Annotated in this window: 18 protein-coding genes, 4 tRNA genes and 1 pseudogene; 1 reads left to right on the top strand and 22 read right to left on the bottom strand. The window is 35.0% G+C overall.

The window, feature by feature from the left end:
• Positions 1-26: 26 nt before the first annotated feature.
• The 18 genes and pseudogenes from rpoC to P5P90_RS12905 all read right to left on the bottom strand — a co-directional run bounded on the left by rpoC (position 27) and on the right by P5P90_RS12905 (position 16,842).
• Positions 27-4,334 carry a DNA-directed RNA polymerase subunit beta' gene (gene rpoC, locus P5P90_RS12990; protein ID WP_278035064.1) on the bottom strand — a complete coding sequence of 1,436 codons (4,308 nt, stop codon included), beginning with the start codon at positions 4,332-4,334 and terminating at the stop codon, positions 27-29.
• A 282-nt stretch (positions 4,335-4,616) separates the two neighbouring features.
• On the bottom strand, positions 4,617-8,429 hold the full coding sequence (rpoB, locus tag P5P90_RS12985; protein WP_278035063.1) for a DNA-directed RNA polymerase subunit beta: 3,813 nt from the start codon (positions 8,427-8,429) through the stop codon (positions 4,617-4,619).
• A gap of 263 nt (positions 8,430-8,692) precedes the next feature.
• Positions 8,693-9,064, bottom strand: coding sequence for a 50S ribosomal protein L7/L12 (gene rplL, locus P5P90_RS12980; RefSeq protein ID WP_066324984.1), 372 nt, complete (start codon positions 9,062-9,064; stop codon positions 8,693-8,695).
• Positions 9,065-9,151: 87 nt separating this feature from the next.
• Positions 9,152-9,649: a 50S ribosomal protein L10 gene (gene rplJ / locus P5P90_RS12975; RefSeq protein ID WP_278035062.1), complete on the bottom strand. Its 498-nt coding sequence runs from the start codon at positions 9,647-9,649 to the stop codon at positions 9,152-9,154.
• 22 nt (positions 9,650-9,671) lie between these two features.
• Positions 9,672-10,361 carry a 50S ribosomal protein L1 gene (rplA, locus tag P5P90_RS12970; protein ID WP_278035061.1) on the bottom strand — a complete coding sequence of 230 codons (690 nt, stop codon included), beginning with the start codon at positions 10,359-10,361 and terminating at the stop codon, positions 9,672-9,674.
• A 13-nt stretch (positions 10,362-10,374) separates the two neighbouring features.
• Positions 10,375-10,812: a 50S ribosomal protein L11 gene (gene rplK, locus P5P90_RS12965; RefSeq protein ID WP_066324992.1), complete on the bottom strand. Its 438-nt coding sequence runs from the start codon at positions 10,810-10,812 to the stop codon at positions 10,375-10,377.
• Between the two features lie 66 nt (positions 10,813-10,878).
• Complete coding sequence (nusG, locus tag P5P90_RS12960; protein WP_278035060.1) at positions 10,879-11,430, bottom strand: transcription termination/antitermination protein NusG; 552 nt, start codon at positions 11,428-11,430, stop codon at positions 10,879-10,881.
• Between the two features lie 9 nt (positions 11,431-11,439).
• Positions 11,440-11,637 (bottom strand): preprotein translocase subunit SecE, encoded by a 198-nt coding sequence (secE, locus tag P5P90_RS12955; protein ID WP_278035059.1) that lies wholly within the window; start codon positions 11,635-11,637, stop codon positions 11,440-11,442.
• 15 nt (positions 11,638-11,652) lie between these two features.
• Positions 11,653-11,723: transfer RNA gene (locus tag P5P90_RS12950), tRNA-Trp, on the bottom strand.
• Between the two features lie 54 nt (positions 11,724-11,777).
• Positions 11,778-12,965, bottom strand: a complete 1,188-nt coding sequence (gene tuf / locus P5P90_RS12945) for an elongation factor Tu (protein WP_278035058.1) — start codon at positions 12,963-12,965, stop codon at positions 11,778-11,780.
• A gap of 54 nt (positions 12,966-13,019) precedes the next feature.
• Positions 13,020-13,091: transfer RNA gene (locus P5P90_RS12940), tRNA-Thr, on the bottom strand.
• 50 nt (positions 13,092-13,141) lie between these two features.
• A tRNA-Tyr gene (locus tag P5P90_RS12935) sits at positions 13,142-13,222 on the bottom strand.
• 28 nt (positions 13,223-13,250) lie between these two features.
• Positions 13,251-13,324, bottom strand: a tRNA-Thr gene (locus P5P90_RS12930).
• 93 nt (positions 13,325-13,417) lie between these two features.
• Entirely contained in the window at positions 13,418-13,720 is a 303-nt protein-coding gene (gene hpf / locus P5P90_RS12925) for a ribosome hibernation-promoting factor, HPF/YfiA family (protein ID WP_278035057.1), read from the bottom strand.
• Positions 13,721-13,738: 18 nt separating this feature from the next.
• Positions 13,739-14,646 (bottom strand): annotated as a pseudogene (locus tag P5P90_RS12920) (tyrosine-type recombinase/integrase).
• A 73-nt stretch (positions 14,647-14,719) separates the two neighbouring features.
• Positions 14,720-14,914: a 30S ribosomal protein S21 gene (gene rpsU, locus P5P90_RS12915; RefSeq protein WP_026713289.1), complete on the bottom strand. Its 195-nt coding sequence runs from the start codon at positions 14,912-14,914 to the stop codon at positions 14,720-14,722.
• Positions 14,915-15,060: 146 nt separating this feature from the next.
• The gene (locus P5P90_RS12910; protein ID WP_278036529.1) at positions 15,061-16,203 is read right to left on the bottom strand and encodes an acyl-CoA dehydrogenase family protein; all 1,143 of its coding nucleotides are present in this window, start codon (positions 16,201-16,203) and stop codon (positions 15,061-15,063) included.
• Between the two features lie 18 nt (positions 16,204-16,221).
• Positions 16,222-16,842, bottom strand: coding sequence for a ComEA family DNA-binding protein (locus P5P90_RS12905; RefSeq protein ID WP_340696407.1), 621 nt, complete (start codon positions 16,840-16,842; stop codon positions 16,222-16,224).
• Between the two features lie 403 nt (positions 16,843-17,245).
• On the opposite strand from P5P90_RS12905, the gene P5P90_RS12900 reads away from it, so the two are divergent.
• Entirely contained in the window at positions 17,246-18,727 is a 1,482-nt protein-coding gene (locus P5P90_RS12900; RefSeq protein WP_278035056.1) for an amino acid permease, read from the top strand.
• A 56-nt stretch (positions 18,728-18,783) separates the two neighbouring features.
• Here P5P90_RS12900 and P5P90_RS12895 read toward each other — a convergent pair whose 3' ends face one another.
• The 4 genes from P5P90_RS12895 to P5P90_RS12880 all read right to left on the bottom strand — a co-directional run bounded on the left by P5P90_RS12895 (position 18,784) and on the right by P5P90_RS12880 (position 22,822).
• Positions 18,784-19,011 (bottom strand): PspC domain-containing protein, encoded by a 228-nt coding sequence (locus tag P5P90_RS12895; protein ID WP_278035055.1) that lies wholly within the window; start codon positions 19,009-19,011, stop codon positions 18,784-18,786.
• Between the two features lie 59 nt (positions 19,012-19,070).
• Positions 19,071-20,342 (bottom strand): DUF2851 family protein, encoded by a 1,272-nt coding sequence (locus P5P90_RS12890; protein WP_278036528.1) that lies wholly within the window; start codon positions 20,340-20,342, stop codon positions 19,071-19,073.
• A 75-nt stretch (positions 20,343-20,417) separates the two neighbouring features.
• Positions 20,418-20,900, bottom strand: coding sequence for a 3'-5' exonuclease (locus P5P90_RS12885; protein WP_278035054.1), 483 nt, complete (start codon positions 20,898-20,900; stop codon positions 20,418-20,420).
• A gap of 8 nt (positions 20,901-20,908) precedes the next feature.
• A complete protein-coding gene (locus P5P90_RS12880) occupies positions 20,909-22,822 on the bottom strand; it encodes a putative porin (RefSeq protein ID WP_278035053.1) in 1,914 nt (637 codons plus the stop codon).

The following is a 22,822-nucleotide window of genomic DNA, read 5'->3' as shown; positions in this document are numbered from 1 at the left end:
TTTTTAATATTAAAGTATATTATTTACTAGTAAATATATTCTTCTTTGTTTGCCATCATATCGTTGTAATCTTCTTTAGAACCTACGATAGCGTTATCATACTCTCTCATACCTGTACCTGCAGGGATTCTGTGTCCTACGATAACATTTTCTTTCAATCCTTCCAATAGATCCACTTTACCAGCAACAGCAGCCTCGTTTAATACTTTTGTTGTTTCTTGGAACGAAGCAGCAGAAATAAACGATTTTGTTTGAAGTGAAGCTCTTGTAATACCTTGTAATACTGGAGTTGCAGTTGCAGTAACTACATCACGAGCAATAACTAGGTTTTTATCAGAACGTTTCAATAAAGAATTCTCATCTCTCAATTGACGTGGCGTAACGATTTGACCTTCTTTTAAGTTAGTAGAGTCACCAGCGTTTTCAACTACTTTCATTCCGTACAACTTATCGTTTTCTACGATAAAGTCTTTAGTATGAATCAATTGATCTTCTAAGAACAATGTATCTCCTGGATCTTGAACTTGAACTTTACGCATCATTTGACGAATTACAACCTCAAAGTGCTTATCGTTAATTTTTACCCCTTGTAAACGGTAAACCTCTTGAATTTCATTTACCAAATACTGTTGTACAGCAGATGGCCCTTGAATTCTTAAGATATCATCTGGTGTAATAGCACCATCAGATAATGGAGATCCAGCTCTTACGAAGTCATTTTCTTGAACAAGAATTTGGCTAGATAATTTCACCAAGTATTTCTTAATTTCTCCAAACTTAGATTCGATAATGATCTCACGGTTACCTCTTTTAATTTTACCAAAAGAAACAACTCCATCAATTTCAGAAACTACAGCTGGGTTAGAAGGATTACGAGCCTCTAAAAGCTCCGTAATTCTTGGTAAACCTCCCGTGATATCTCCAGATTTAGAAGAACGACGAGGGATTTTTACTAATACTTTACCTGCTTTAATTTTCTCACCATCTTCTACCATAAGGTGTGCACCTACTGGTAAGTTGTAAGAACGGATTAATTCACCATCTTTACCATATACTAATAAAGTTGGTATTAATTTTTTATTTCTAGCCTCAGAAATTACTTTTTCTTGGAATCCTGTTTGCTCATCGATTTCAACCATGAACGTTTGTCCTTGCTCTAAATCTTCGTAAGCTATTTTTCCTGTAAATTCAGAAACAATTACCCCGTTATATGGATCCCATTTACAGATAACCTCTCCTTTTCCAATAGAATCTCCGTCTTTCACGTAGATACTAGATCCATAAGGTATGTTATGTGTATTTAATACGATTCCAGTTTTCTCATCAACTAATTTCAATTCAGTAGAACGTGAAATAACGATATCCACTTCGTTTCCTTCGTTATCTTCTCCTTTAACTGTTTTCAAGTCTTCTACTTCTAATCTTCCTGGGAATTTAGCAATGATGCTAGACTCTTCAGAGATACCTCCTGCAACCCCTCCAACGTGGAACGTACGAAGTGTTAACTGTGTACCTGGCTCTCCAATAGACTGTGCAGCAATAACACCTACAGCCTCACCTCTTTGAGTCATTTTTCCAGTAGCTAAGTTACGTCCGTAACATTTAGCACAAATTCCTTTTAATGCCTCACAAGTTAATGGAGAACGAACTTCTACACTTTCTAATGGAGAAGCTTCAATAGCTTTAACGATCGATTCTGTGATTTGTTCACCAGAAGCAACTAATACTTCATTAGTTAACGGATTAATTACGTCTTGTAACGCAACACGTCCTAAAATTCTTTCTCCTAATGACTCAACAATTTCTTCATTCTTTTTCAATGCCGAAACTTCAACTCCTCTAAGGGTTCCACAATCCTCAAGATTAACAATAACGTCTTGAGAAACGTCATGTAATCTTCTTGTTAAGTAACCAGCATCGGCTGTTTTAAGAGCGGTATCGGCAAGACCTTTACGAGCCCCGTGAGTAGAGATAAAGTACTCAAGGATCGATAGACCTTCCTTAAAGTTAGAAAGAATCGGGTTTTCAATAATTTCACCACCACCAGCAGTCGATTTTTTAGGCTTAGCCATCAAACCACGCATACCAGTTAACTGACGAATTTGCTCTTTAGATCCACGAGCTCCAGAATCAAGCATCATATACACAGAGTTGAATCCTTGCTGGTCTTCTCTAATGTTTTTCATAGCTAACTCTGTTAATTGAGCATTTGCAGAAGTCCATACGTCAATTACTTGATTATAACGTTCGTTATTCGTAATAAGACCCATGTTATAGTTCATAGAAATTCCTTCTACTTGCTCTCTTGCGTCAGCGATCAATTGTGTTTTTTGCTCTGGAATTCTAATATCACCTAATGAGAATGATAATCCTCCGCGGAATGCGAATTTATATCCCATATCTTTCATGTTATCCAAGAAGGCAGCCGTTTCAGGTACACTTGTTGAATTTAATACGTGACCGATAATATCTCTTAAGTTTTTCTTAGTTAATACATCATTGATATATCCTGCAGCTTCTGGTACTACTTCATTAAACAATACACGTCCAGCAGTTGTTTGGATAATTTTATATACTAACTCTCCATTTTCATTTAAATCTTTTGCTCTAATTTTCACACGAGCATTCAATTCTAATCTTCCTTCGTTTAACGCGATGTTAACCTCTTCAGCAGAATAGAAAGTTAATCCTTCTCCTAAAATTTTCTTTTCCGGAGTTGATAAACGCTCTTTGGTCATATAATAAAGACCCAAAACCATGTCCTGAGAAGGTACTGTAATAGGAGCACCATTAGCAGGGTTCAAGATATTGTGAGAAGCAAGCATCAATAATTGCGCTTCAAGGATTGCTTCAGGTCCTAATGGCAAGTGAACTGCCATCTGGTCACCATCGAAATCCGCGTTGAAAGCCGTACACGTTAATGGGTGTAACTGAATCGCTTTTCCTTCAATTAATTTTGGTTGGAAAGCTTGGATACCCAAACGGTGCAATGTAGGAGCACGGTTCAGTAATACTGGGTGTCCTTTGATTACATTTTCAAGAATATCCCAAACTACCGGCTCTTTTTTATCGATGATTTTCTTAGCTGATTTAACTGTTTTTACAATACCTCTTTCGATCAATTTACGGATTACAAAAGGTTTGTACAATTCAGCAGCCATATCTTTTGGAAGACCACATTCAAACATTTTTAACTCCGGTCCAACAACAATTACCGAACGAGCAGAATAATCCACACGTTTACCTAATAAGTTTTGACGGAAACGTCCTTGCTTACCTTTTAATGAGTCCGATAATGATTTTAATGGTCTGTTAGATTCTGTTTTAACAGCAGAAGCTTTACGTGTGTTGTCAAATAATGAATCTACAGATTCTTGTAACATACGTTTTTCGTTTCTCAAGATTACTTCAGGAGCTTTAATCTCCATTAATCTTTTCAAACGGTTGTTACGTATAATTACACGACGGTATAAGTCATTTAAATCTGAAGTTGCAAAACGACCTCCATCAAGTGGAACTAACGGACGCAATTCTGGTGGAATAACTGGAACCACTTTCATGATCATCCATTCAGGACGGTTTTCGCGGTTTTCGTTAGACTCACGGAAAGATTCAACAACTTGTAATCTTTTTAACGCTTCTGTTTTACGTTGTTTAGATGTTTCGTTGTTAGCACTGTGTCTTAATTCATATGACAATGCATCTAAGTCAATACGAGCTAACAAGTCCATAATACACTCTGCCCCCATTTTGGCAACAAATTTATTAGGATCAAAATCATCTAAATATTGATTATCCTGAGGAAGTGTATCTAAAATATTTAAGTACTCTTCTTCAGTTAAGAAATCTAATCTTTGTAATGATTCACCATCAGCATTTTTAGCGATACCTGGTTGAATTACTACGTATCTTTCATAATAGATAATCATATCTAATTTCTTAGACGGAAGACCTAAAATGTATCCAATTTTATTTGGAAGAGAACGGAAATACCAAATGTGAGCAATTGGCACTACCAAGTTGATGTGTCCAACTCTATCTCTACGCACTTTTTTCTCTGTAACTTCAACTCCACAACGGTCACAAATGATTCCTTTATAACGGATTCTTTTGTATTTACCACAAGCACATTCAAAATCTTTTACTGGACCGAAAATTCTTTCGCAGAAAAGACCGTCACGTTCCGGTTTGTGCGTTCTATAATTGATAGTTTCTGGCTTCAAAACCTCACCTCTTGATTCTTTCAAGATAGATTCAGGAGAAGCTAATCCTATCGAAATTTTGTCAAACCTTTTTACTTGGTTTTTCTCTTTATTGTTTCTATTGTTCATCATAGTTTTTACTATTGATTTATTTGCAATTAAAAATTGATTCTTGTTGCAACTGAAAGCTTGATGTTTTTAAACTAACAATTACAACACTACCACGAATTACTTCTCTAAACTTTAATTCTTTATTAAAGTGCTAGTTATTAAAACTTCTTAGTTTCAATAAAAAATCGGAACGGTTTACGGGTATAAATCTTGAAAACTAATTTAAAAAAAGTGTTCAGTATTCAGTTTTTAGTTTGCAGTTTATCACTGATTACTAAAATACTGAACACTGAATACTATATACTATTCTTCTAAACGAATATCAAGTCCAAGACCTTTCAATTCATGCATCAATACATTGAATGATTCTGGTAATCCAGGTTCTGGCATTGTTTCACCTTTTACGATAGCTTCGTAAGTTTTAGCTCTTCCGATTACGTCATCCGACTTCACGGTTAAGATTTCTCTAAGTGTACTAGAAGCACCATAAGCCTCAAGTGCCCAAACCTCCATCTCTCCAAAACGTTGACCTCCAAATTGAGCCTTACCTCCAAGTGGTTGTTGTGTAATCAACGAGTATGGACCGATAGAACGTGCGTGCATCTTATCATCAACCATGTGTCCTAATTTCAACATATAGATAACCCCTACTGTTGCTGGTTGGTGGAAACGCTCTCCAGTACCTCCGTCATATAAATACGTATGACCGAATCTTGGAATTCCTGCCTCATCTGTTAAAGCATTAATTTGATCTAAAGTAGCACCGTCAAAAATTGGAGTAGCATATTTTCTACCTAATTTTTGCCCAGCCCATCCAAGAACCGTTTCGTAAATCTGACCAATGTTCATACGTGATGGTACTCCAAGTGGGTTCAACACGATATCAACTGGTGTTCCATCTTCTAAGAAAGGCATATCTTCGTGACGAACGATACGAGCAACGATACCTTTGTTACCGTGACGTCCCGCCATCTTATCCCCTACTTTCAACTTACGTTTCTTAGCAATGTAAACTTTAGCTAATTTCAAGATTCCTGATGGTAATTCATCTCCAACAGTGATCGTGAATTTCTCTCTTCTTAATGCTCCTTGTAAATCGTTCAACTTAATTTTATAGTTATGAATCAAATCATTAACTAATTTATTAGTTGCATCATCAGCTACCCATTGACCTTTGCTTAAGTGAGCAAAATCTTCAACAGCGTAAAGCATTTTTTGGGTATATTTTTTACCTTTTGGTAAAACTTCTTCACCCAAATCGTTCATTACACCTTGCGATGTTTTTCCATTTACGATTAAGAAAAGTTTCTCAATTAATCTATCTTTTAACTCTGTAAATTTAACTTCGAACTCCATTTCAAGTGCTCCTAGAGCATCTTTATCTTGAGTACGTTTACGTTTATCTTTTACAGCTCTTGCAAATAATTTTTTGTCTAAAACTACACCATGTAAAGATGGAGAAGCTTTCAATGAAGCATCCTTAACATCACCCGCTTTATCCCCGAAGATCGCTCTTAACAATTTCTCTTCCGGAGTTGGATCAGATTCTCCTTTAGGTGTAATTTTTCCGATAAGAATATCACCAGGTTTTACCTCGGCACCAATTCTAATCATACCGTTTTCATCTAAGTCTTTAGTAGCCTCTTCAGAAACGTTAGGAATATCGTTCGTTAGCTCTTCATTTCCTAATTTAGTATCTCTTACTTCTAATGAGTAATCGTCTACGTGGATTGAAGTAAAGATGTCATCACGAACTACTTTCTCAGAAATTACGATCGCATCCTCGAAGTTATACCCTTTCCATGGCATGAACGCTACTTTTAAGTTTCTACCTAAAGCTAGTTCTCCATTTTCAGTAGCATAACCTTCTGACAATACTTGTCCAGGAACTACTCTATCCCCTTTTCTTACGATAGGTTTCAAGTTGATACTTGTTCCTTGGTTCGTTTTTCTGAATTTAATTAAGTTATATGTTTTTTCATCTGGATCAAAACTTACCATTCTTTCTTCTTCAGAACGATCGTATTTGATTGTAATGATATTAGCATCAACATATTCTACAGTACCATGCCCTTCAGCATTGATTAATACTCTAGAGTCAGAAGCAACTTGACGCTCTAAACCAGTACCTACAATTGGAGCTTCAGGACGAATCAATGGAACGGCCTGACGCATCATGTTAGATCCCATCAACGCTCGGTTCGCATCATCATGCTCCAAGAAAGGAATCAAAGATGCCGAAATCGAAGCAATTTGATTAGGAGCAACGTCTGTATAGTGAACGCTAGATGGATCAACAACTGGGAAATCTCCTTCTTCACGAGCAATTACGTTTTCAGCAGTAATTTTTCCAGAATCTTCCATCTCGATGTTTGCTTGCGCAATTAACATCCCTTCTTCTTCTTCAGCACTTAAGTAAGTTGGTTCAGAAACTAAATCAACTACTCCATTAGTTACTTTACGGTAAGGAGTTTCAATAAATCCCATTCCGTTTACTTTAGCATAAACTCCAAGAGAAGAAATCAAACCAATGTTTGGTCCCTCTGGTGTTTCAATAGGACATAAACGTCCGTAGTGCGTATAGTGAACGTCACGAACCTCAAATCCAGCTCTCTCTCTCGAAAGTCCACCTGGTCCAAGTGCAGATAATCTTCTTTTGTGTGTAATCTCAGCTAATGGATTCGTTTGATCCATAAATTGAGATAACTGGTTAGTACCAAAGAAAGAGTTGATAACTGATGATAATGTTTTAGCATTAATCAAATCAATTGGTGTAAACACCTCGTTATCTCTAACGTTCATTCTCTCACGAATAGTTCTAGCCATACGTGCTAAACCAACACCGAATTGTTGAGACAATTGTTCACCAACTGTTCTTACACGACGGTTTGATAAGTGGTCAATATCATCGATATCTGCTTTCGCATTAATCAACTCAATTAAATACTTCACGATAGTAATGATATCTTCTTTGGTCAAAACTTGTTTGTCCATTGGGATATCAAGACTTAATTTTTTGTTCATTCTGTAACGACCTACTTCACCTAAGTTGTAACGTTGGTCAGAGAAGAATAATTTATCTATAATACCACGAGCAGTTTCTTCATCAGGCGGTTCTGCGTTACGCAATTGTCTGTAGATATGCTCAACAGCTTCTTTTTCAGAGTTTGTTGGATCTTTTTGTAACGTATTGTGGATGATAGCGTAATCCGCTTGATTAGCATCCTCTTTGTGTAACAAAATAGATTTTACGTTAGACTCGATAATCTCTTCAACATTATCTTTGTCGATAATAGTATCACGATCAAGGATGATCTCGTTACGTTCGATAGAAACTACCTCACCAGTATCCTCATCTACGAAATCCTCATGCCATGTATTCAAAACACGTGCAGCAAGTTTTCTACCGATGTATTTTTTAAGTCCTGTTTTAGACACTTTAATTTCTTCAGCAAGATCGAATATTTCAAGGATATCCTTATCTCTTTCAAAACCAATAGCACGGAATAAAGTAGTTACAGGTAATTTTTTCTTTCTATCGATATACGCGTACATTACGCTGTTGATATCAGTAGAGAATTCTATCCAAGATCCTTTAAAAGGAATTACTCTGGCAGAATATAATTTTGTTCCATTAGCGTGGAATGATTGTCCGAAGAAAACACCTGGAGAACGGTGAAGTTGTGATACAACTACACGCTCAGCACCGTTAATAACAAAAGTTCCACTTGGAGTCATGTAAGGAATTGTACCAAGATATACGTCTTGAACAATTGTTTCAAAATCCTCGTGTTCTGGGTCAGTACAGTATAGTTTTAACCTTGCTTTTAAAGGTACACTATGCGTTAAACCTCTTTCTATACATTCTTGTATTGTATAACGTGGCGGATCAACAAAATAATCCAGGAATTCCAATACAAAGTTATTTCTTGTATCTGTAATTGGGAAGTTTTCCATGAAGGTGTTGTATAACCCTTCATTGCCTCTTTCGTCTGATTTCGTTTCTAATTGAAAAAAATCTTGGAAAGACTTAACCTGAACATCCAAGAAATCTGGATACTGAGGAATGTTCTTTGTAGAGGCAAAATTCAATCTTTCAGTCTGATTTGTTATCATCAATGGACAAAATTTTGATTAAAAAAAGTAATTTTTTGTGTAAAACACATTGTTTAATGGATACTTTCTTTTTTTAAAACCAACACATCTTTAAAAATAAACAAAGTATCAGTCTATTTTCTTTCTTCGTATTGATCAAAAACTTTTTCGTATTTTAAACTAATATCTATAATAAAATTTGAACTATTTCATTATACGAAAAATGGTTTAGGCATTGAGTGATTAACTCAAGACCTAAACCTAGTTTTTAAAACTGTTTAAACTTATTTAAGCTCAACTACAGCTCCAGCTTCTTCTAAAGATTTTTTAAGACCTTCAGCCTCTTCTTTAGAAACACCTTCTTTAACGTTAGAAGGAGCACCGTCAACTACATCTTTAGCTTCTTTAAGACCTAAACCAGTTAATTCTTTTACTAATTTAACTACAGCTAATTTAGAAGCTCCAGCCTCTTTTAATACTACAGTGAATTCAGTTTGCTCTTCAACAGCTGCACCACCATCAGCACCACCAGCTACAACTACAGCAGCAGCTGCAGGCTCGATACCATACTCATCTTTTAATATTGTTGCTAATTCGTTAACTTCTTTAACTGTTAAGTTAACTAATTGTTCTGCGAATTGTTTCAAATCTGCCATTTTTTCTATCTTTTAAAATGATTTGTGAAATTATAATTTATTTATTGTGCGCAATTTTATATAAAACGGAGCGTTAACTCCATTTTATTATGCTTCTGTTTCTTCTCCAGCGAACTGGTTTTGAAGAGCAGAAATAATTCTTTGTGCAGGAGATTGAAGTAATCCGATGATTTCTCCAATAAGTTCTTCTTTAGATTTAATTGTAGCTAAAGCATCTAATTGCTCATCACCAATATAAATTTCAGAATTAATATAAGCTCCTTTTAAAATAGGTTTTGCTGCTTTTTTTCTGAAATCCTTAATAATTTTTCCAGGTGCATTAGCAACATCTGCAATAAGAATAGCGCTGTTACCAGTCAATACTGATGGTAAATCACCATAATCATTTTCAGAAGCTTCCATAGCTTTAGCAAGCAACGTATTCTTTACAACCTCTAATTTAACACCTGCTTTAAAACAAGCTCTTCTTAAGTTTGAAGTTGTTTCTGCATCAAGTCCAGAAATATCAGATACATAAATAATATTTGTACCAGCTAACTGTGCAGTTAAATTTTCAATCGCGATTGATTTTTCTTCTCTAGTCATACTAAAAATTTTTAACTACCAATTATACTGCTTTTGGGTCTAATGCAATAGCAGGACTCATTGTGCTTGTAAGGTGAATACCTTTAATATAGGTACCTTTAGCAGCAGTTGGCTTAAGTTTGATTAATGTTTGAATAATTTCGTGTGCGTTTTCAACGATTTGTTCAGCCCCGAAAGAAACTTTACCAATTCCTGCATGCACGATACCAGTTTTATCAACTTTAAAGTCAATTTTACCAGCTTTTACCTCTGCAACAGCTTTAGCAACATCCATAGTTACTGTACCTGTTTTAGGGTTAGGCATTAAACCTCTAGGTCCTAAAATACGACCTAATGGACCTAATTTACCCATAACAGCTGGCATAGTGATGATAACATCAACATCAGTCCAACCATCTTTAATTTTTTGTAAGTAATCATCAAGACCAACATAATCTGCACCAGCTTCCTTAGCTTCCGCTTCTTTATCTGGAGTAACTAATGCCAATACTTTTACATCTTTACCTGTTCCATGAGGCAATGTTACCACACCTCTAACCATTTGATTCGCTTTTCTTGGATCTACACCCAAACGTACTGCGATATCAACAGACTCATCAAATTTTGCAGAAGCAACCACTTTAATTAATGCAGCAGCATCTTTTAAAGAGTATAATTTGTTCTTTTCAATTTTTGAAGCAGCCTCTTTTTGCTTTTTTGTCAATTTTGCCATGTCTTTCTCTTAATTAAAAAGGAGCGTCTCCTGATACAGTTATACCCATAGATCTAGCTGTTCCAGCAACCATACTCATAGCTTTCTCAATTGTGAATGCATTTAAGTCTGGCATTTTGTCTTCAGCAATAGCTCTAATTTGTTCCCAAGTAACACTTGCTACTTTTTTACGATTAGGCTCACCTGAACCAGATTTTAGCTTTGCAGCTTCCAATAACTGAACTGCTGCAGGAGGAGTCTTAACAACAAAATCGAATGATTTGTCTTTATACACAGTGATTTGCACTGGGCATATTTTGCCAGGTTTATCTTGTGTTCTAGCATTAAATTGCTTACAGAACTCCATGATATTAACCCCAGCAGCTCCTAAAGCAGGTCCAACCGGTGGCGACGGATTCGCAGCACCTCCCTTAACTTGTAGTTTAACTACCTTACTAATTTCTTTAGCCATTTTTTAAAAAATTTAACACAACAACTTACGGAAGCAATTGAAGTGATTATTATAGTGTAACGAAAATTATACTTTTTCAACTTGCATAAAACTCAACTCTAATGGTGTTTTTCTTCCGAAAATCTTAACCATAACTTCAAGTTTACGCTTTTCTTCATTAATTTTTTCAACTGAACCATTGAAACCGTTGAAAGGCCCATCGATAACCTTAACTGTTTCGCCCAAGCTGAATGGGATTGCTTTTGTATCTGTATTCACAGCCAACTCATCAACCTTACCAAGCATTCTGTTAACTTCAGAAAGTCTTAAAGGAACAGGTTCTCCTCCTTTAGTCTCTCCCAAGAACCCAATAACACTTGTTACTGATTTAATAATATGAGGTATCTCCCCTATTAAATTAGCCTCTATCATAACATAGCCAGGAAAATACACTTTCTCCTTAACTAATTTCTTTCCGTCTTTTACTGATACTACTTTCTCTGTAGGAACAAGTACTTGTGACACATAATCAGACATCCCTAATCTAGCGATCTCAGTTTCTATATATGCCTTAACCTTATTTTCTTGCCCACTAACTGCACGAACAACATACCATTTTTTAACATTATTATCTGCCATAATATAAAACTACGCTTTTAACCAGTTAAAAAATCCTTCCAATGCATTTGCAAAAAACTCATCCACTCCCCAAGTTGCTAAAGCAAATAGTACCGAAAAAACAGCCACAATAATTGTTAGACTTTGCACCTCAGCCCATTCTGGCCAAGTTACATTTGACTTCAATTCTTCAAATGCTTCTGATATGTAATTAACAATTTTTGCCATTATGATATTTTTTTGCACGGGCGGAGGGATTCGAACCCCCATCAACGGTTTTGGAGACCGCTATTCTACCCTTGAACTACGCCCGTAAAAATTCAGTGTCATTACTAAAAACGACACTGAATACATTTATTAATTATAGATTACTCTACGATTTCAGTTACTTGACCAGCACCTACTGTTCTACCTCCTTCACGGATAGCAAAACGTAAACCTACATTCATAGCGATTGGGCTTAATAACTCAACATTGATAGTTAAGTTGTCCCCTGGCATAACCATCTCTACTCCTTCTGGTAAAGTGATAACTCCTGTTACGTCAGTTGTACGTACGTAGAACTGTGGACGGTAGTTATTGTGGAATGGAGTGTGACGTCCACCTTCTTCTTTTTTCAAGATATAAACCTCAGCTTTGAATTTTTTGTGTGGCTTAACAGATCCTGGCTTAATAATAACCATACCACGTTTGATATCAGCTTTATCAATACCTCTTAATAATAAACCTACGTTATCTCCAGCTTCACCTCTATCAAGGATTTTACGGAACATCTCAACTCCAGTAATTGTAGAAGTTAATTTTTCAGCCCCCATACCAATGATTTCAACAGGATCTCCAGTGTTAGCAACTCCAGTTTCGATACGACCTGTAGCAACAGTTCCACGACCTGTAATTGTAAATACGTCCTCAACTGGCATCAAGAATGGTTTAGCAACATCACGCTCTGGCTCTTCGATCCAAGCATCAACAGCTTCCATTAATTCGATAATTTTAGGTACCCAGTTTGGATCATTGTTTAATCCTCCTAAAGCTGAACCTTGAATTACTGGACAGTTGTCACCATCATACTCATAGAAAGATAATAAATCTCTGATTTCCATCTCTACAAGCTCTAATAACTCAGCATCATCAACCATATCCACTTTGTTCATGAAAACAACGATACGTGGAATACCTACTTGACGTCCTAAAAGGATGTGCTCACGAGTTTGTGGCATTGGACCATCTGTAGCAGCAACTACTAAGATGGCACCGTCCATTTGAGCAGCTCCAGTAACCATGTTCTTAACGTAATCCGCGTGACCTGGACAGTCTACGTGAGCGTAGTGACGGTTAGCTGTTTCATACTCTACGTGAGATGTATTGATAGTAATACCTCTTTCTTTCTCTTCTGGAGCGTTGTCAATTTGATCAAAAGACTTAGCTTGACAGTATCCTGCATCAGATAATACTTTAGTGATCGCAGCAGTCAAAGTAGTCTTTCCGTGATCTACGTGTCCGATAGTACCAATATTCAAGTGCGGTTTCGAACGATTAAAACTTTCTTTTGCCATTTTACTTAATTTTTAATCTTAGTTATATATTAATTTCAATTTCCTACTTAATTGAGCCAATGACGGGATTTGAACCCGTGACCTCTTCCTTACCAAGGAAGCACTCTACCCCTGAGCTACACCGGCAGAGAGATCGACTTAAAACCTAAACGCAAGGTTTTAAATATCTTTATTTGTGGGAAGAGCAGGATTCGAACCTGCGAAGGTTACCCAACGGATTTACAGTCCGTCCTCGTTGGCCGCTTGAGTATCTTCCCAATCCTTTATTCCAATATTTCAAAAAAGAGCCGATAGAGGGACTCGAACCCACGACCTGCTGATTACAAATCAGCTGCTCTAGCCAGCTGAGCTACATCGGCATTTATCTATAAAAAAAAGCCCGTTATTTCTAACGGACTGCAAATGTATAGATTTTATCTCTCAATCAAAACATTTTTTGAAAAAAATTTAAATTATATATATGCTCTGATTTTTTCTTTCCTTTTTACCAGCAAACGCTCTAATGATTCAGCCGACAATTCCACAGCTTCTTCAAAGCTTTTGCACTGTTTTTTTACCAAGAAGTCATCTCCCGGTACATTAATTTTAACCTCAACGATTTTATTTTCCTTCTCGCTCGTCTTTTCTACTTTTAAATAAACATCTGAAGAAACCACTCTGTCATAATACTTTTCTAATTTATCCATTCTTCCTTGAACAAAATCAACTAGCTTTCCGTCAACATTAAAGTTAACAGCATGAACATTTACCTTCATAATCATTTTTTTTAATGGTTAAACTTTAGAGTCATTATTCCCTCTTGGATGCGCTCCAACATATACTTTTTTTAATTCTAACAAACTATTATGAGTATAAACCTGAGTAGAAGCCAAACTTGAATGCCCTAACAACTCTTTCACTGAATTTAAATCAGCTCCGTTATTTAATAAATGAGTTGCAAACGTATGCCTTAACATATGCGGGCTTCTTTTTACCTTTTCGGAGACATCACTAAAATAAGAATTTATTAATCGATACACAAAAGATTCATTTAATTTTAACCCTTTTTTTGTTAAAAAAAATATTCCGGATCCTTAACAAAGAACAAACCTTCTCTTTCCTTGAGATACAAACGCATTTGATTCAAAACAATCTCCAAAACAGGAATAATACGCTCCTTATTTCTCTTCCCTAAAACCTTAATACTCTTATTCGAAAAATCAACCGCATCTAGTCTTAAATTTATCAATTCTGACCGTCTAATCCCTGTCGAATACAACAACTCAATCAACAACTTATCTCTAACTGCTTCAAAACCATCATTGAACTGAAAACCATCTAACACCATCTCTAATTCTTTCTCAGAAAAAGGAGTCTGAACTTTTTTAGACACCTTTAAGGAACGATGTTTAAGCAACGGACTCACTTCAATATATTTAATTTTCATTAAAAACTTATAAAAAGCTTTCAACGAAGCCACTTTTCGATTAACCGAAAGAGAAGATAACCCACTTTCTACCAGAAAAACCAACCAGGAACGAATTTGAGTATATTCAACTTTCACTATATCCTCCTGTTCAAAATTCACTTTATTGAAGTCTTGAAAATCAGACACATCCTTAACATAGGCACCTACCGTGTGAGGAGAATATTTTTTCTCCTTTTGTAAATAATCCGCAAATGCTTCTAAATTTGTAGCCATAAAAAAACCGTTAGCATCAAATTTATAAAAAATCTGACCACTAACGGTTATATTTGTTTCAAAAAGAAAACTATTAACTCTCCAAGCTGTCTTTCAAACTTTGGATGTAAGCCGCTTTTTGGAATTTCATTCTGTTTTTAACAGACGGTTTAATGAAAGCAGTTCTTGCTCTTAATTGACGAACTGTTCCAGTTTTATCAAATTTTCTTTTATAGCGCTTTAATGCTCTATCGATATTTTCTCCGTCTTTAATTGGTATAATTAACATAATTTTGACACCTCCTCTCGTTAAGGCTGCAAAAGTAAAAATTAATTACGAAATACAAAGGATATTTTATTTATTTTTTTGAATTAAGTTAGAGGTTGAAGGTTCTCAGTTATGGGTTACACAACTATACCCCTAACTTCTAACTCCTAACCTTTCAACAAATTTCTCGAAATAACCACTTTTTGAATTTCGGTGGTTCCCTCGCCTATCGTACACAATTTAGCATCGCGATAAAACTTCTCCACAGGAAAGTCTTTAGTAAAACCATAACCCCCATGAATCTGAACCGCATCATTTGCAACTCTAACACATACTTCTGAAGCATACATCTTAGCCATGGCACCCGCTGTAGTTACTGGACGATGTTGTTCTTTCAAAAAAGCCGCTTTATGCAATAACAATTCTGAAGCTTCTATTTCTGTTGCCATATCTACCAATTTAAACGAAATACCCTGAAATTCAGAAATAGCTTTCCCAAACTGATGTCTTTCTTTAGAATATTTCAAGGCTGCCTCATAAGCTCCTTTGGCTAACCCTAAAGACAAGGCTCCAATAGAAATGCGACCACCATCTAAAATTTTCATAGCCTGAATAAAACCTTCACCCACTTCACCTAATCTATTGGCATCCGGAATACGACAATTATCAAAAACTAATTCTGCTGTTTCACTAGCACGCATTCCTAATTTATTCTCTTTTTTACCCGAAGTAAATCCAGGCATCCCTTTTTCAAATACAAAAGCAGTCATTCCACGAGAATCTCCTTTTTCTCCAGTACGAACAACAACCACAGCTATATCGCCAGAAATTGCATGGGTTATAAAATTCTTTGCTCCATTAACTACCCAAAAATCGCCATCTCTTTTAGCAGTTGTATTCATACCTGCCGCATCCGAGCCGGTATTATGTTCCGTTAAGCCCCAAGCGCCAATATGTTCTCCAGAAGCTAATTTAGGAATCCATCTCTTTTTTTGTTCATCTGTACCAAAAGTCAAAATGTGATTAGTGCACAAAGAATTATGTGCTGCTACTGACAATCCTATGGACGGATCTACTTTTGACAACTCCTCTACAATAGTAATGTATTCATGATAACCTAATCCAGCTCCACCAAGTTCTTCAGGAACTAAAATCCCCATAAAACCCATCTCACCAAGCTTTTTAAACAAAGGAACAGGAAAAGTTTGAGCCTCATCCCATTCCATTATATATGGTCTTATATTTTTCTCTGCAAAATCCCTAATGGACTGAGCAATCATATTTTGTGTTTCACTCGAATCAAAATACATCATTGTGGTTTGTTTTTTTTAGAACTCCAAATATAAGGCTATAATATTTGCATTATCAATAGACAATCCTTTAATTTTTGTTAAATCGGCAGAATTTTTAATATCCCCATTCATAGTTCTATAGATTACAATTTCTCTCGCGATTGCATATTTGAAATACGGAAATTGCATTAATTCTTTAACCGAAGCATCATTAATAGGTATTTTTTTAATAGCACTTACCGATCCTATTTTGAAATTAGTTTTCAAACGCTCAATAACTTCAGGAGACAACCCCCAAACATCTTTCATTTGCTCCATCGAGACAAAAGCACCTAGACTTTCTTTGAACTTTAAAATCCGAGAGGAAAGCCCTTCTCCAATACCATATACAGCCATTAAATCTTGCTGACTCGCCAGATTAATATCTTTTACGATTAGTTTTTCTTTAATTGAATTAGGATACGAAGTAGTTTTCGAAAAATAACTTTTTTTAGCTACCGAATTATTTTTTACCCAATTTGGGAATTTAAAATAAGGTGCTATTTCAGCCAACAAAGAATCTGAAACTCCGGTTACTGTCTGAAATTCTTCAGAAGAATTGACATACTTATTTTGTTTTCTATATGCAAATAAGCGATCTACTTGTTCGACCGTCATCCCTAGCTTATAACCTTTATAATCTGAGATAAAATTTGGGTTAAAAGGATATAACTTTCCCTTTTGTTTATTCTGTGCTTGCTCAAGTTTACTAATTTCCGATTCAAATGAAAGCCACTTTTGCCCTTCAATATCTAATTGTGAAGCATTTCCAAAATCAACAAAAAAACAAGCAAATTGAACAACAATAATAATGAGAAAAAAACAAGAATTCCTCTTTGCTGTTCTTTAGAAAACTGATAATACATTTTGTTCATGACAAATGATTTAACCGAATTATTAGAATGACATGTTATAAAATTATAACTATTTTACCTAAATTCAATCCAATTTGATATAGATAATTATTGTTTTATCATAAAAAACTATACTTTTGATAAATAATAATCTAAAAACTGAACCTATGTCTATTTGGAAGAAGAAACCTTTAGTTAAACTTTTAGCCGAAGCTGAAGATAACGAAAAAGGATTAAAAAGAACACTTACTGCTTGGTCATTAATTGCTTTAGGAATCGGAGCAATCATTGGAGCAGGATTATTTGTCAGAACTGCCACAGCTGCCGCTCAAAGTGCTGGACCATCAGTAACATTAGCTTTCGTAGTAGCTGCTATTGGTTGTGCTTTAGCTGGACTTTGCTATGCTGAACTTTCTTCTTCAATCCCAATTTCAGGTAGTGCCTACACCTATACATACGCTACCATGGGAGAATTTCTAGCATGGATTATAGGTTGGGATTTAATTTTAGAATATGCTGTAGGAGCTGCAACAGTAGGAATAGCCTGGAGTGAATACCTCAATGATTTATTGGTCAATATATTGCACACTAGCCCAATTCCTTTTGAATACTCACATTCTCCTTTTCAAACTTCACCAGATGGCGTTCAGGGAATTATTAATTTACCTGCATTATTTATAGTAAGCATTATTAGCTTATTATTGATCAAGGGTATTCAGGAATCTGCCTTTGTAAACGGTTTAATTGTTATTGTAAAAGTTGCCATTGTAATCCTCATTATTGTTATTGGATGGAAATTCATCAACCCAGATAATCACACTCCTTATATCCCACAAAGTTCTGTTTTTACAGACGAACATGGTATAGATCATGCATTTGGAGGAATTATGGGAATCTTAGGTGCCGCTGGAACGGTTTTCTTTGCTTTTATTGGTTTTGATGCTGTAAGTACGGCCGCTCAAGAAACTAAAAATCCAAAAACAGCAATGCCTATCGGAATTTTAGGCTCACTAGCCATTTGTACTGTTCTATATATTTTATTTGCTCACGTTCTAACAGGAGTTGCAACAGTTGAAGATTTTAGAACAGGAGGAAAAGAAGCCTCTGTAGCTTTTGCCATTAACAAATATATGATAGGTTACGAATGGCTTGGAGAATTTGTAACCATAGCAATTCTTGCAGGGTTTTCTTCTGTAATTTTAGTGTTACTTCTAGGGCAATCAAGGGTTTTCTATGCTATGGGTAGAGACGGTTTATTACCTAAATTGTTTAGTGATGTTCACCCAAAATACAAAACTCCATACAAAGCTAATCTTGCAATCCTTTTAATTGTAGGTCTATTTGCTGCATTCATCCCAGGTGATATCGTAGGTGATATGACTAGTATTGGAACTTTATTTGCCTTTGCTTTAGTTTGTATTTCGGTAATTATTTTAAGAAAAAAAGAACCAGATATGATACGCGAATTTAAAACTCCTTTTGTACCTGTAGTACCTATTCTAGGAGCTTTAGTTTGTATGGCTATGATGTACGGCTTAGGTTGGACTAACTGGATTAGACTTTTTGCATGGATGGGACTTGGTATCATTGTTTATTTTACTTATGGTAGAAAAAACAGTGTTCTAAATAATCCTGATAAATCTGAATAAAAAAATAAACTTAAAAAAGTGAGCCATTTTAAAAAATTTTAAAATGGCTCTCTTTTTTATAAATCAAAAACAGAGGTTCGTTTTGAACGAATTAAATCCTTTAACCGAATCCAAAAAGCCAGAGTTAAATACACTCCAAACCCTAAACCAACCGTGACAAATGAAATATAAATAAAAAAAAGTCGGACACTTGTTACTCGCATTCCAAGTTTATCAGCAAGACGTGAAGAAACCTGAAATCCGTACTTTTCGAAAAAAAATTTAAGTTTTACTATTGCTGACATTGGCATCCTTTTTAAAGTCATCGACAAAATTACAAAATTATACCCATAGCTTAGGCAAATTAATGTTGCTTCAGCAATTCCATCCCTACAGCACAATGCAAACATTTACCGTGCAAGCAATATTCATTTTTTAATTGCAACAAGGATTGTGTTTCAAATGAATTAGCCGCCTTAATTCCGAAAGTATGAAACTTGTCTATTATTGAATTTTTTTCGGGAGCAACATCAACTAATAAATCAATCAAATCATCGGTGATTTCTTTTCCAAGGCTTTTTGCATAAGCAAACTGTATTGGTACAATGGTATTAATCAACAACAAATCGACAAATGCTTTTGAAAGCTTCTTTGCTTTTCTGGGACTTTCTTTGTCAAACTGATAATGATTTTCCCAATAGAATGATGGACCTACCTGAAACAAATCGTATGCCTTATCGATAGTATCAATAGTGCTAATTTTAGAAAATAAATTTTGATGTAAGTGATACAAATTGGCCAATTGCGACAAACGTATCGTAGGAAAATTATCCGGACGATGTTTAAAAAACTGCACTTGTCCCAGCAATTTAGATTCTAATTGGTATTTATGTAACAGAAAAAAATACCTAAACTGTATATTCTTAAAATAGTTATCTTCCTTTTCTGTTTCTAATAGATTAGCCTTGCCTAACAATAAAGCCTCAAGATTTTCTACCTCAAAACTTTCTTTTCTGATGACATCAAACGGAATGGATTGGGCTATTTTTAAAAAAATATCACCATTGGTATTTAAGCCAAAATTTTTAGCCAACATACGAAACAATACGGCTTCCCAATCATTATTGGTTTCCTCTAACAATTGATATATCGCTTTAGATTTTCGTTCCAAACGCTCAAAAAACAAACGTTCTTGCCAATTTTTAAAAAGAAATGCATCCAATTCCTTCAATTGTTTTTCGCAAAAAATCCAAGATTTTGGAGCAACTAATCTTTGATAATTCATTAAAACAGCTTTATCAGTGTAGTTTTTGAGCTCTAAGACAGGAATTTCAGAATTATCCTTTCTAAAAACGGCAGTATCATGTTCCCAAACAACATGTAAAATCACGTTTTCGTATGCTTCGTCTTTTTCATGATGATGCACATACCAATCGGAAGATTTTACATGAATTTCAACATTCCCTGCCCATTTTTGTGGACCAATTGTAATTTGAGCATTAAAAAAATCAGGCCCAGCTTGCTGTAGATATTGCCCAGCTTGAAGAACTGAAATAGTTTCTCCATTAGTGGTTTTCAAATCAAGTGTATTCCACTTTTTATATTTCCATAAATAGTGTAAAAAATCTTCCTTCATAGCTAAAGACATAAATTCATTATACTAAAATAATGAAAAAACTTACGTACTTAAACTTTTGAAAAAAAAAAAATCTTATTTCATCAAGTACAACTGTGCACAGGCTCGTGCATCCGATAATGCTTCGTGATGATTTAACTCGATATTCATCAACTTGCAACAATCACTTAATTTAGTTGGTTTTACACCTTTGGCTTTATAAATTTTAACTGTACATTCCCAACGAGCAGCAATATTTAGGTGCGAATACTCTAAACCATAATAAGCCATTGACTTCAGCAAAACATTACGATCAAAACTTTCATTATGAGCCACTACTACTCTGTTTTGTAGTCTTTTTTGAATTTCAGGAAATACTTGAAGAAAATTTTTAGCTCTAGCAGTATCACTTGGATAAATTCCATGCACCTGAATAGTAAATGGTGAATAAAGATTATTAGGAGGCTGAATCAAAGAAACAAATTCGTCTACCACTATTCCATTCTCTACCGTAACAATCCCCACTGAACAGGGATGAAATGAGGTAGCGGTTTCAAAATCAATCGCTGTAAAATTCATACCTAAACCTAATTAAAGAAATTCCAAATCACACCAAAACGAATGGCCATATCACGAAACGGATAAGAAGGCGAAGAATAGAAATTATTACCTGTATAAGCCGAATTAAAATGCTCTGCTTTTATATAAACTCTGGTTCTTTGAATTTTAGCATTAAAGAAAAAATCAAAATTAGGATAGTTCCCAATTTGTTTTTGTTGTTGCACAAAAAATTCACCAATTACTGGATTGTACTCATTAGCATAGTACTTAGTAAAATAATTAAATGTAATCCCTGTTTGAACAAACAAAGCCCTTTGAAAGAAATAGTTACTAAAATAAAAAGTATTACGAACTACTAAATCGGGTACATTTAATACGGCTTGACTTTGATCTACTTTTTGATACAAAACGGTATTATTCAGCGCAAATTTTCCAAATGTTATTTCCTTACTCAATTTAAGGGATAAGTATTTAATTGTTCCACCAAATTGATTAGGTGAAATTAATTGTTGTGAATTATCAGCCGACTTATTTTCAAAATACACATGATCCGTTAAAGTCGCTATTTGCATAGAACCATCTAACCAAGGCGTTACTGCTTCTCCACTGATTATATTGATTTTTTCGTTTGCAAAATTATTCGACCAATTGTAATTTTCATATTCACTTTGGTACAAATTATAAATATCATTAGGCAATTTACTTATATTTTGATAACCAAAAACAAACTGAAAATCCTCATTAAGATTATAGTCTAATTTTGCTTCAATGTTAGATATCGTTTGTTTGCTAATTGCTTTTGAAAGCAAAAATCTACCGTGCCATTTGTTTTTCCAATATTCATACTGACCTCCAACATTATTGATATTTCTTGACAAAACAGAAGGAATAACACCCTCATCCAAAATCAAAATTCTATTGTAATAAAAGTTGCTTCTAAAATCATCAATAAAAAATTGAAATTTACCTAAAGTAGTGTTTTCATAAACCAAGCCCGCTTTATTATACATTTTATTATAGTGGGTTTGATCAGACAAATTAGAGGTCACAATGGCATCACCAAATCGATAAACATTACGAGTTCCTACGCTAGAAAGCAAAGTAGGCTGATTGTATCTGTAAAATTTGTTTTCAAAATTAAATTGGTGTGTGACATACAAATTATTGGCTGCAGCATTAGGATTCACACGAAAAATATGATCCACAAAAAAACGTTTGGCCCTTAAAAAAGATTCCGCATCCGTTAAATAGACTTGCAAACGCTGTCTGTTTTTAAATTTAGCATCTTCGCTTTCAAAATCATTATTAGTTGTAATCCCTCCATTTTCTTCATTCAAAGCATCTTGAGAGGTAAAATGGGATTTGATAAGATAGCGTTTACTCGTAGTATTATAACTCATCATAAACCTGAAACTCCCCGTACTTGCCAATTCATTTATATATTTTCCCTCAGAACGTAATCCTTTATAAGCAATAGACAAATTCAAATTAGGAGATAAATTGACAGCAAAGAAAGAATCTACAGAATGACCTCTTGCCAAAATAGATTTAAAATACAATTCGGTTACAGGTGTTGCAACAGAGGCATATCGAATTTGATTCGCTTCTAAAAAATTAAAATGCTTGGCCTTAAATCCCATTTCAGGAAAAGGAGTATGCTGCGTTAAACTATATTGCAGTGTATTATATGCTTGTCCTTCGTTAGGAAAGGCTAGCAAACCAAAAAGATCTCTTCGAAGGTAATTATGACTATACTCTCTTTCTACCGTGAGAGCAGTATCTAAATAAGTTGTATCCCTTTCTAAGGTAATGAATCGATACATATCAATAGTAGCCACTTTACCAGTATCTTTTTCTTTAGCATTAGGTCCTCCTTTTAATCGGTCAGCAAAACTTCTCTTAGGCTCCTCACCTCTTGTATTGTTTTGAGAAAACAACAT

This window comes from Flavobacterium nitratireducens, from assembly GCF_029625335.1.
Classification (GTDB): domain Bacteria; phylum Bacteroidota; class Bacteroidia; order Flavobacteriales; family Flavobacteriaceae; genus Flavobacterium; species Flavobacterium nitratireducens.
This window is presented reverse-complemented; position numbering and strand designations above follow the sequence as displayed.

What these genes read in the sequence shown, in the direction of transcription:
- nusG (WP_278035060.1), bottom strand. Translation starts at nt 11,430, where the DNA reads ATGGCAGATAATAATGTTAAAAAATGGTATGTTGTTCGTGCAGTTAGT.
- rplJ (WP_278035062.1), bottom strand. Translation starts at nt 9,649, where the DNA reads ATGACTAGAGAAGAAAAATCAATCGCGATTGAAAATTTAACTGCACAG.
- P5P90_RS12895 (WP_278035055.1), bottom strand. Translation starts at nt 19,011, where the DNA reads ATGTCAGCAATAGTAAAACTTAAATTTTTTTTCGAAAAGTACGGATTT.
- tuf (WP_278035058.1), bottom strand. Translation starts at nt 12,965, where the DNA reads ATGGCAAAAGAAAGTTTTAATCGTTCGAAACCGCACTTGAATATTGGT.
- P5P90_RS12885 (WP_278035054.1), bottom strand. Translation starts at nt 20,900, where the DNA reads ATGAATTTTACAGCGATTGATTTTGAAACCGCTACCTCATTTCATCCC.
- rplL (WP_066324984.1), bottom strand. Translation starts at nt 9,064, where the DNA reads ATGGCAGATTTGAAACAATTCGCAGAACAATTAGTTAACTTAACAGTT.
- P5P90_RS12890 (WP_278036528.1), bottom strand. Translation starts at nt 20,342, where the DNA reads ATGAAGGAAGATTTTTTACACTATTTATGGAAATATAAAAAGTGGAAT.
- rpsU (WP_026713289.1), bottom strand. Translation starts at nt 14,914, where the DNA reads ATGTTAATTATACCAATTAAAGACGGAGAAAATATCGATAGAGCATTA.
- hpf (WP_278035057.1), bottom strand. Translation starts at nt 13,720, where the DNA reads ATGAAGGTAAATGTTCATGCTGTTAACTTTAATGTTGACGGAAAGCTA.
- rpoC (WP_278035064.1), bottom strand. Translation starts at nt 4,334, where the DNA reads ATGATGAACAATAGAAACAATAAAGAGAAAAACCAAGTAAAAAGGTTT.
- P5P90_RS12905 (WP_340696407.1), bottom strand. Translation starts at nt 16,842, where the DNA reads ATGACGGTCGAACAAGTAGATCGCTTATTTGCATATAGAAAACAAAAT.
- P5P90_RS12880 (WP_278035053.1), bottom strand. Translation starts at nt 22,822, where the DNA reads ATGTTGTTTTCTCAAAACAATACAAGAGGTGAGGAGCCTAAGAGAAGT.
- P5P90_RS12900 (WP_278035056.1), top strand. Translation starts at nt 17,246, where the DNA reads ATGTCTATTTGGAAGAAGAAACCTTTAGTTAAACTTTTAGCCGAAGCT.
- rplA (WP_278035061.1), bottom strand. Translation starts at nt 10,361, where the DNA reads ATGGCAAAATTGACAAAAAAGCAAAAAGAGGCTGCTTCAAAAATTGAA.
- secE (WP_278035059.1), bottom strand. Translation starts at nt 11,637, where the DNA reads ATGGCAAAAATTGTTAATTACATATCAGAAGCATTTGAAGAATTGAAG.
- rpoB (WP_278035063.1), bottom strand. Translation starts at nt 8,429, where the DNA reads ATGATAACAAATCAGACTGAAAGATTGAATTTTGCCTCTACAAAGAAC.
- rplK (WP_066324992.1), bottom strand. Translation starts at nt 10,812, where the DNA reads ATGGCTAAAGAAATTAGTAAGGTAGTTAAACTACAAGTTAAGGGAGGT.
- P5P90_RS12910 (WP_278036529.1), bottom strand. Translation starts at nt 16,203, where the DNA reads ATGTATTTTGATTCGAGTGAAACACAAAATATGATTGCTCAGTCCATT.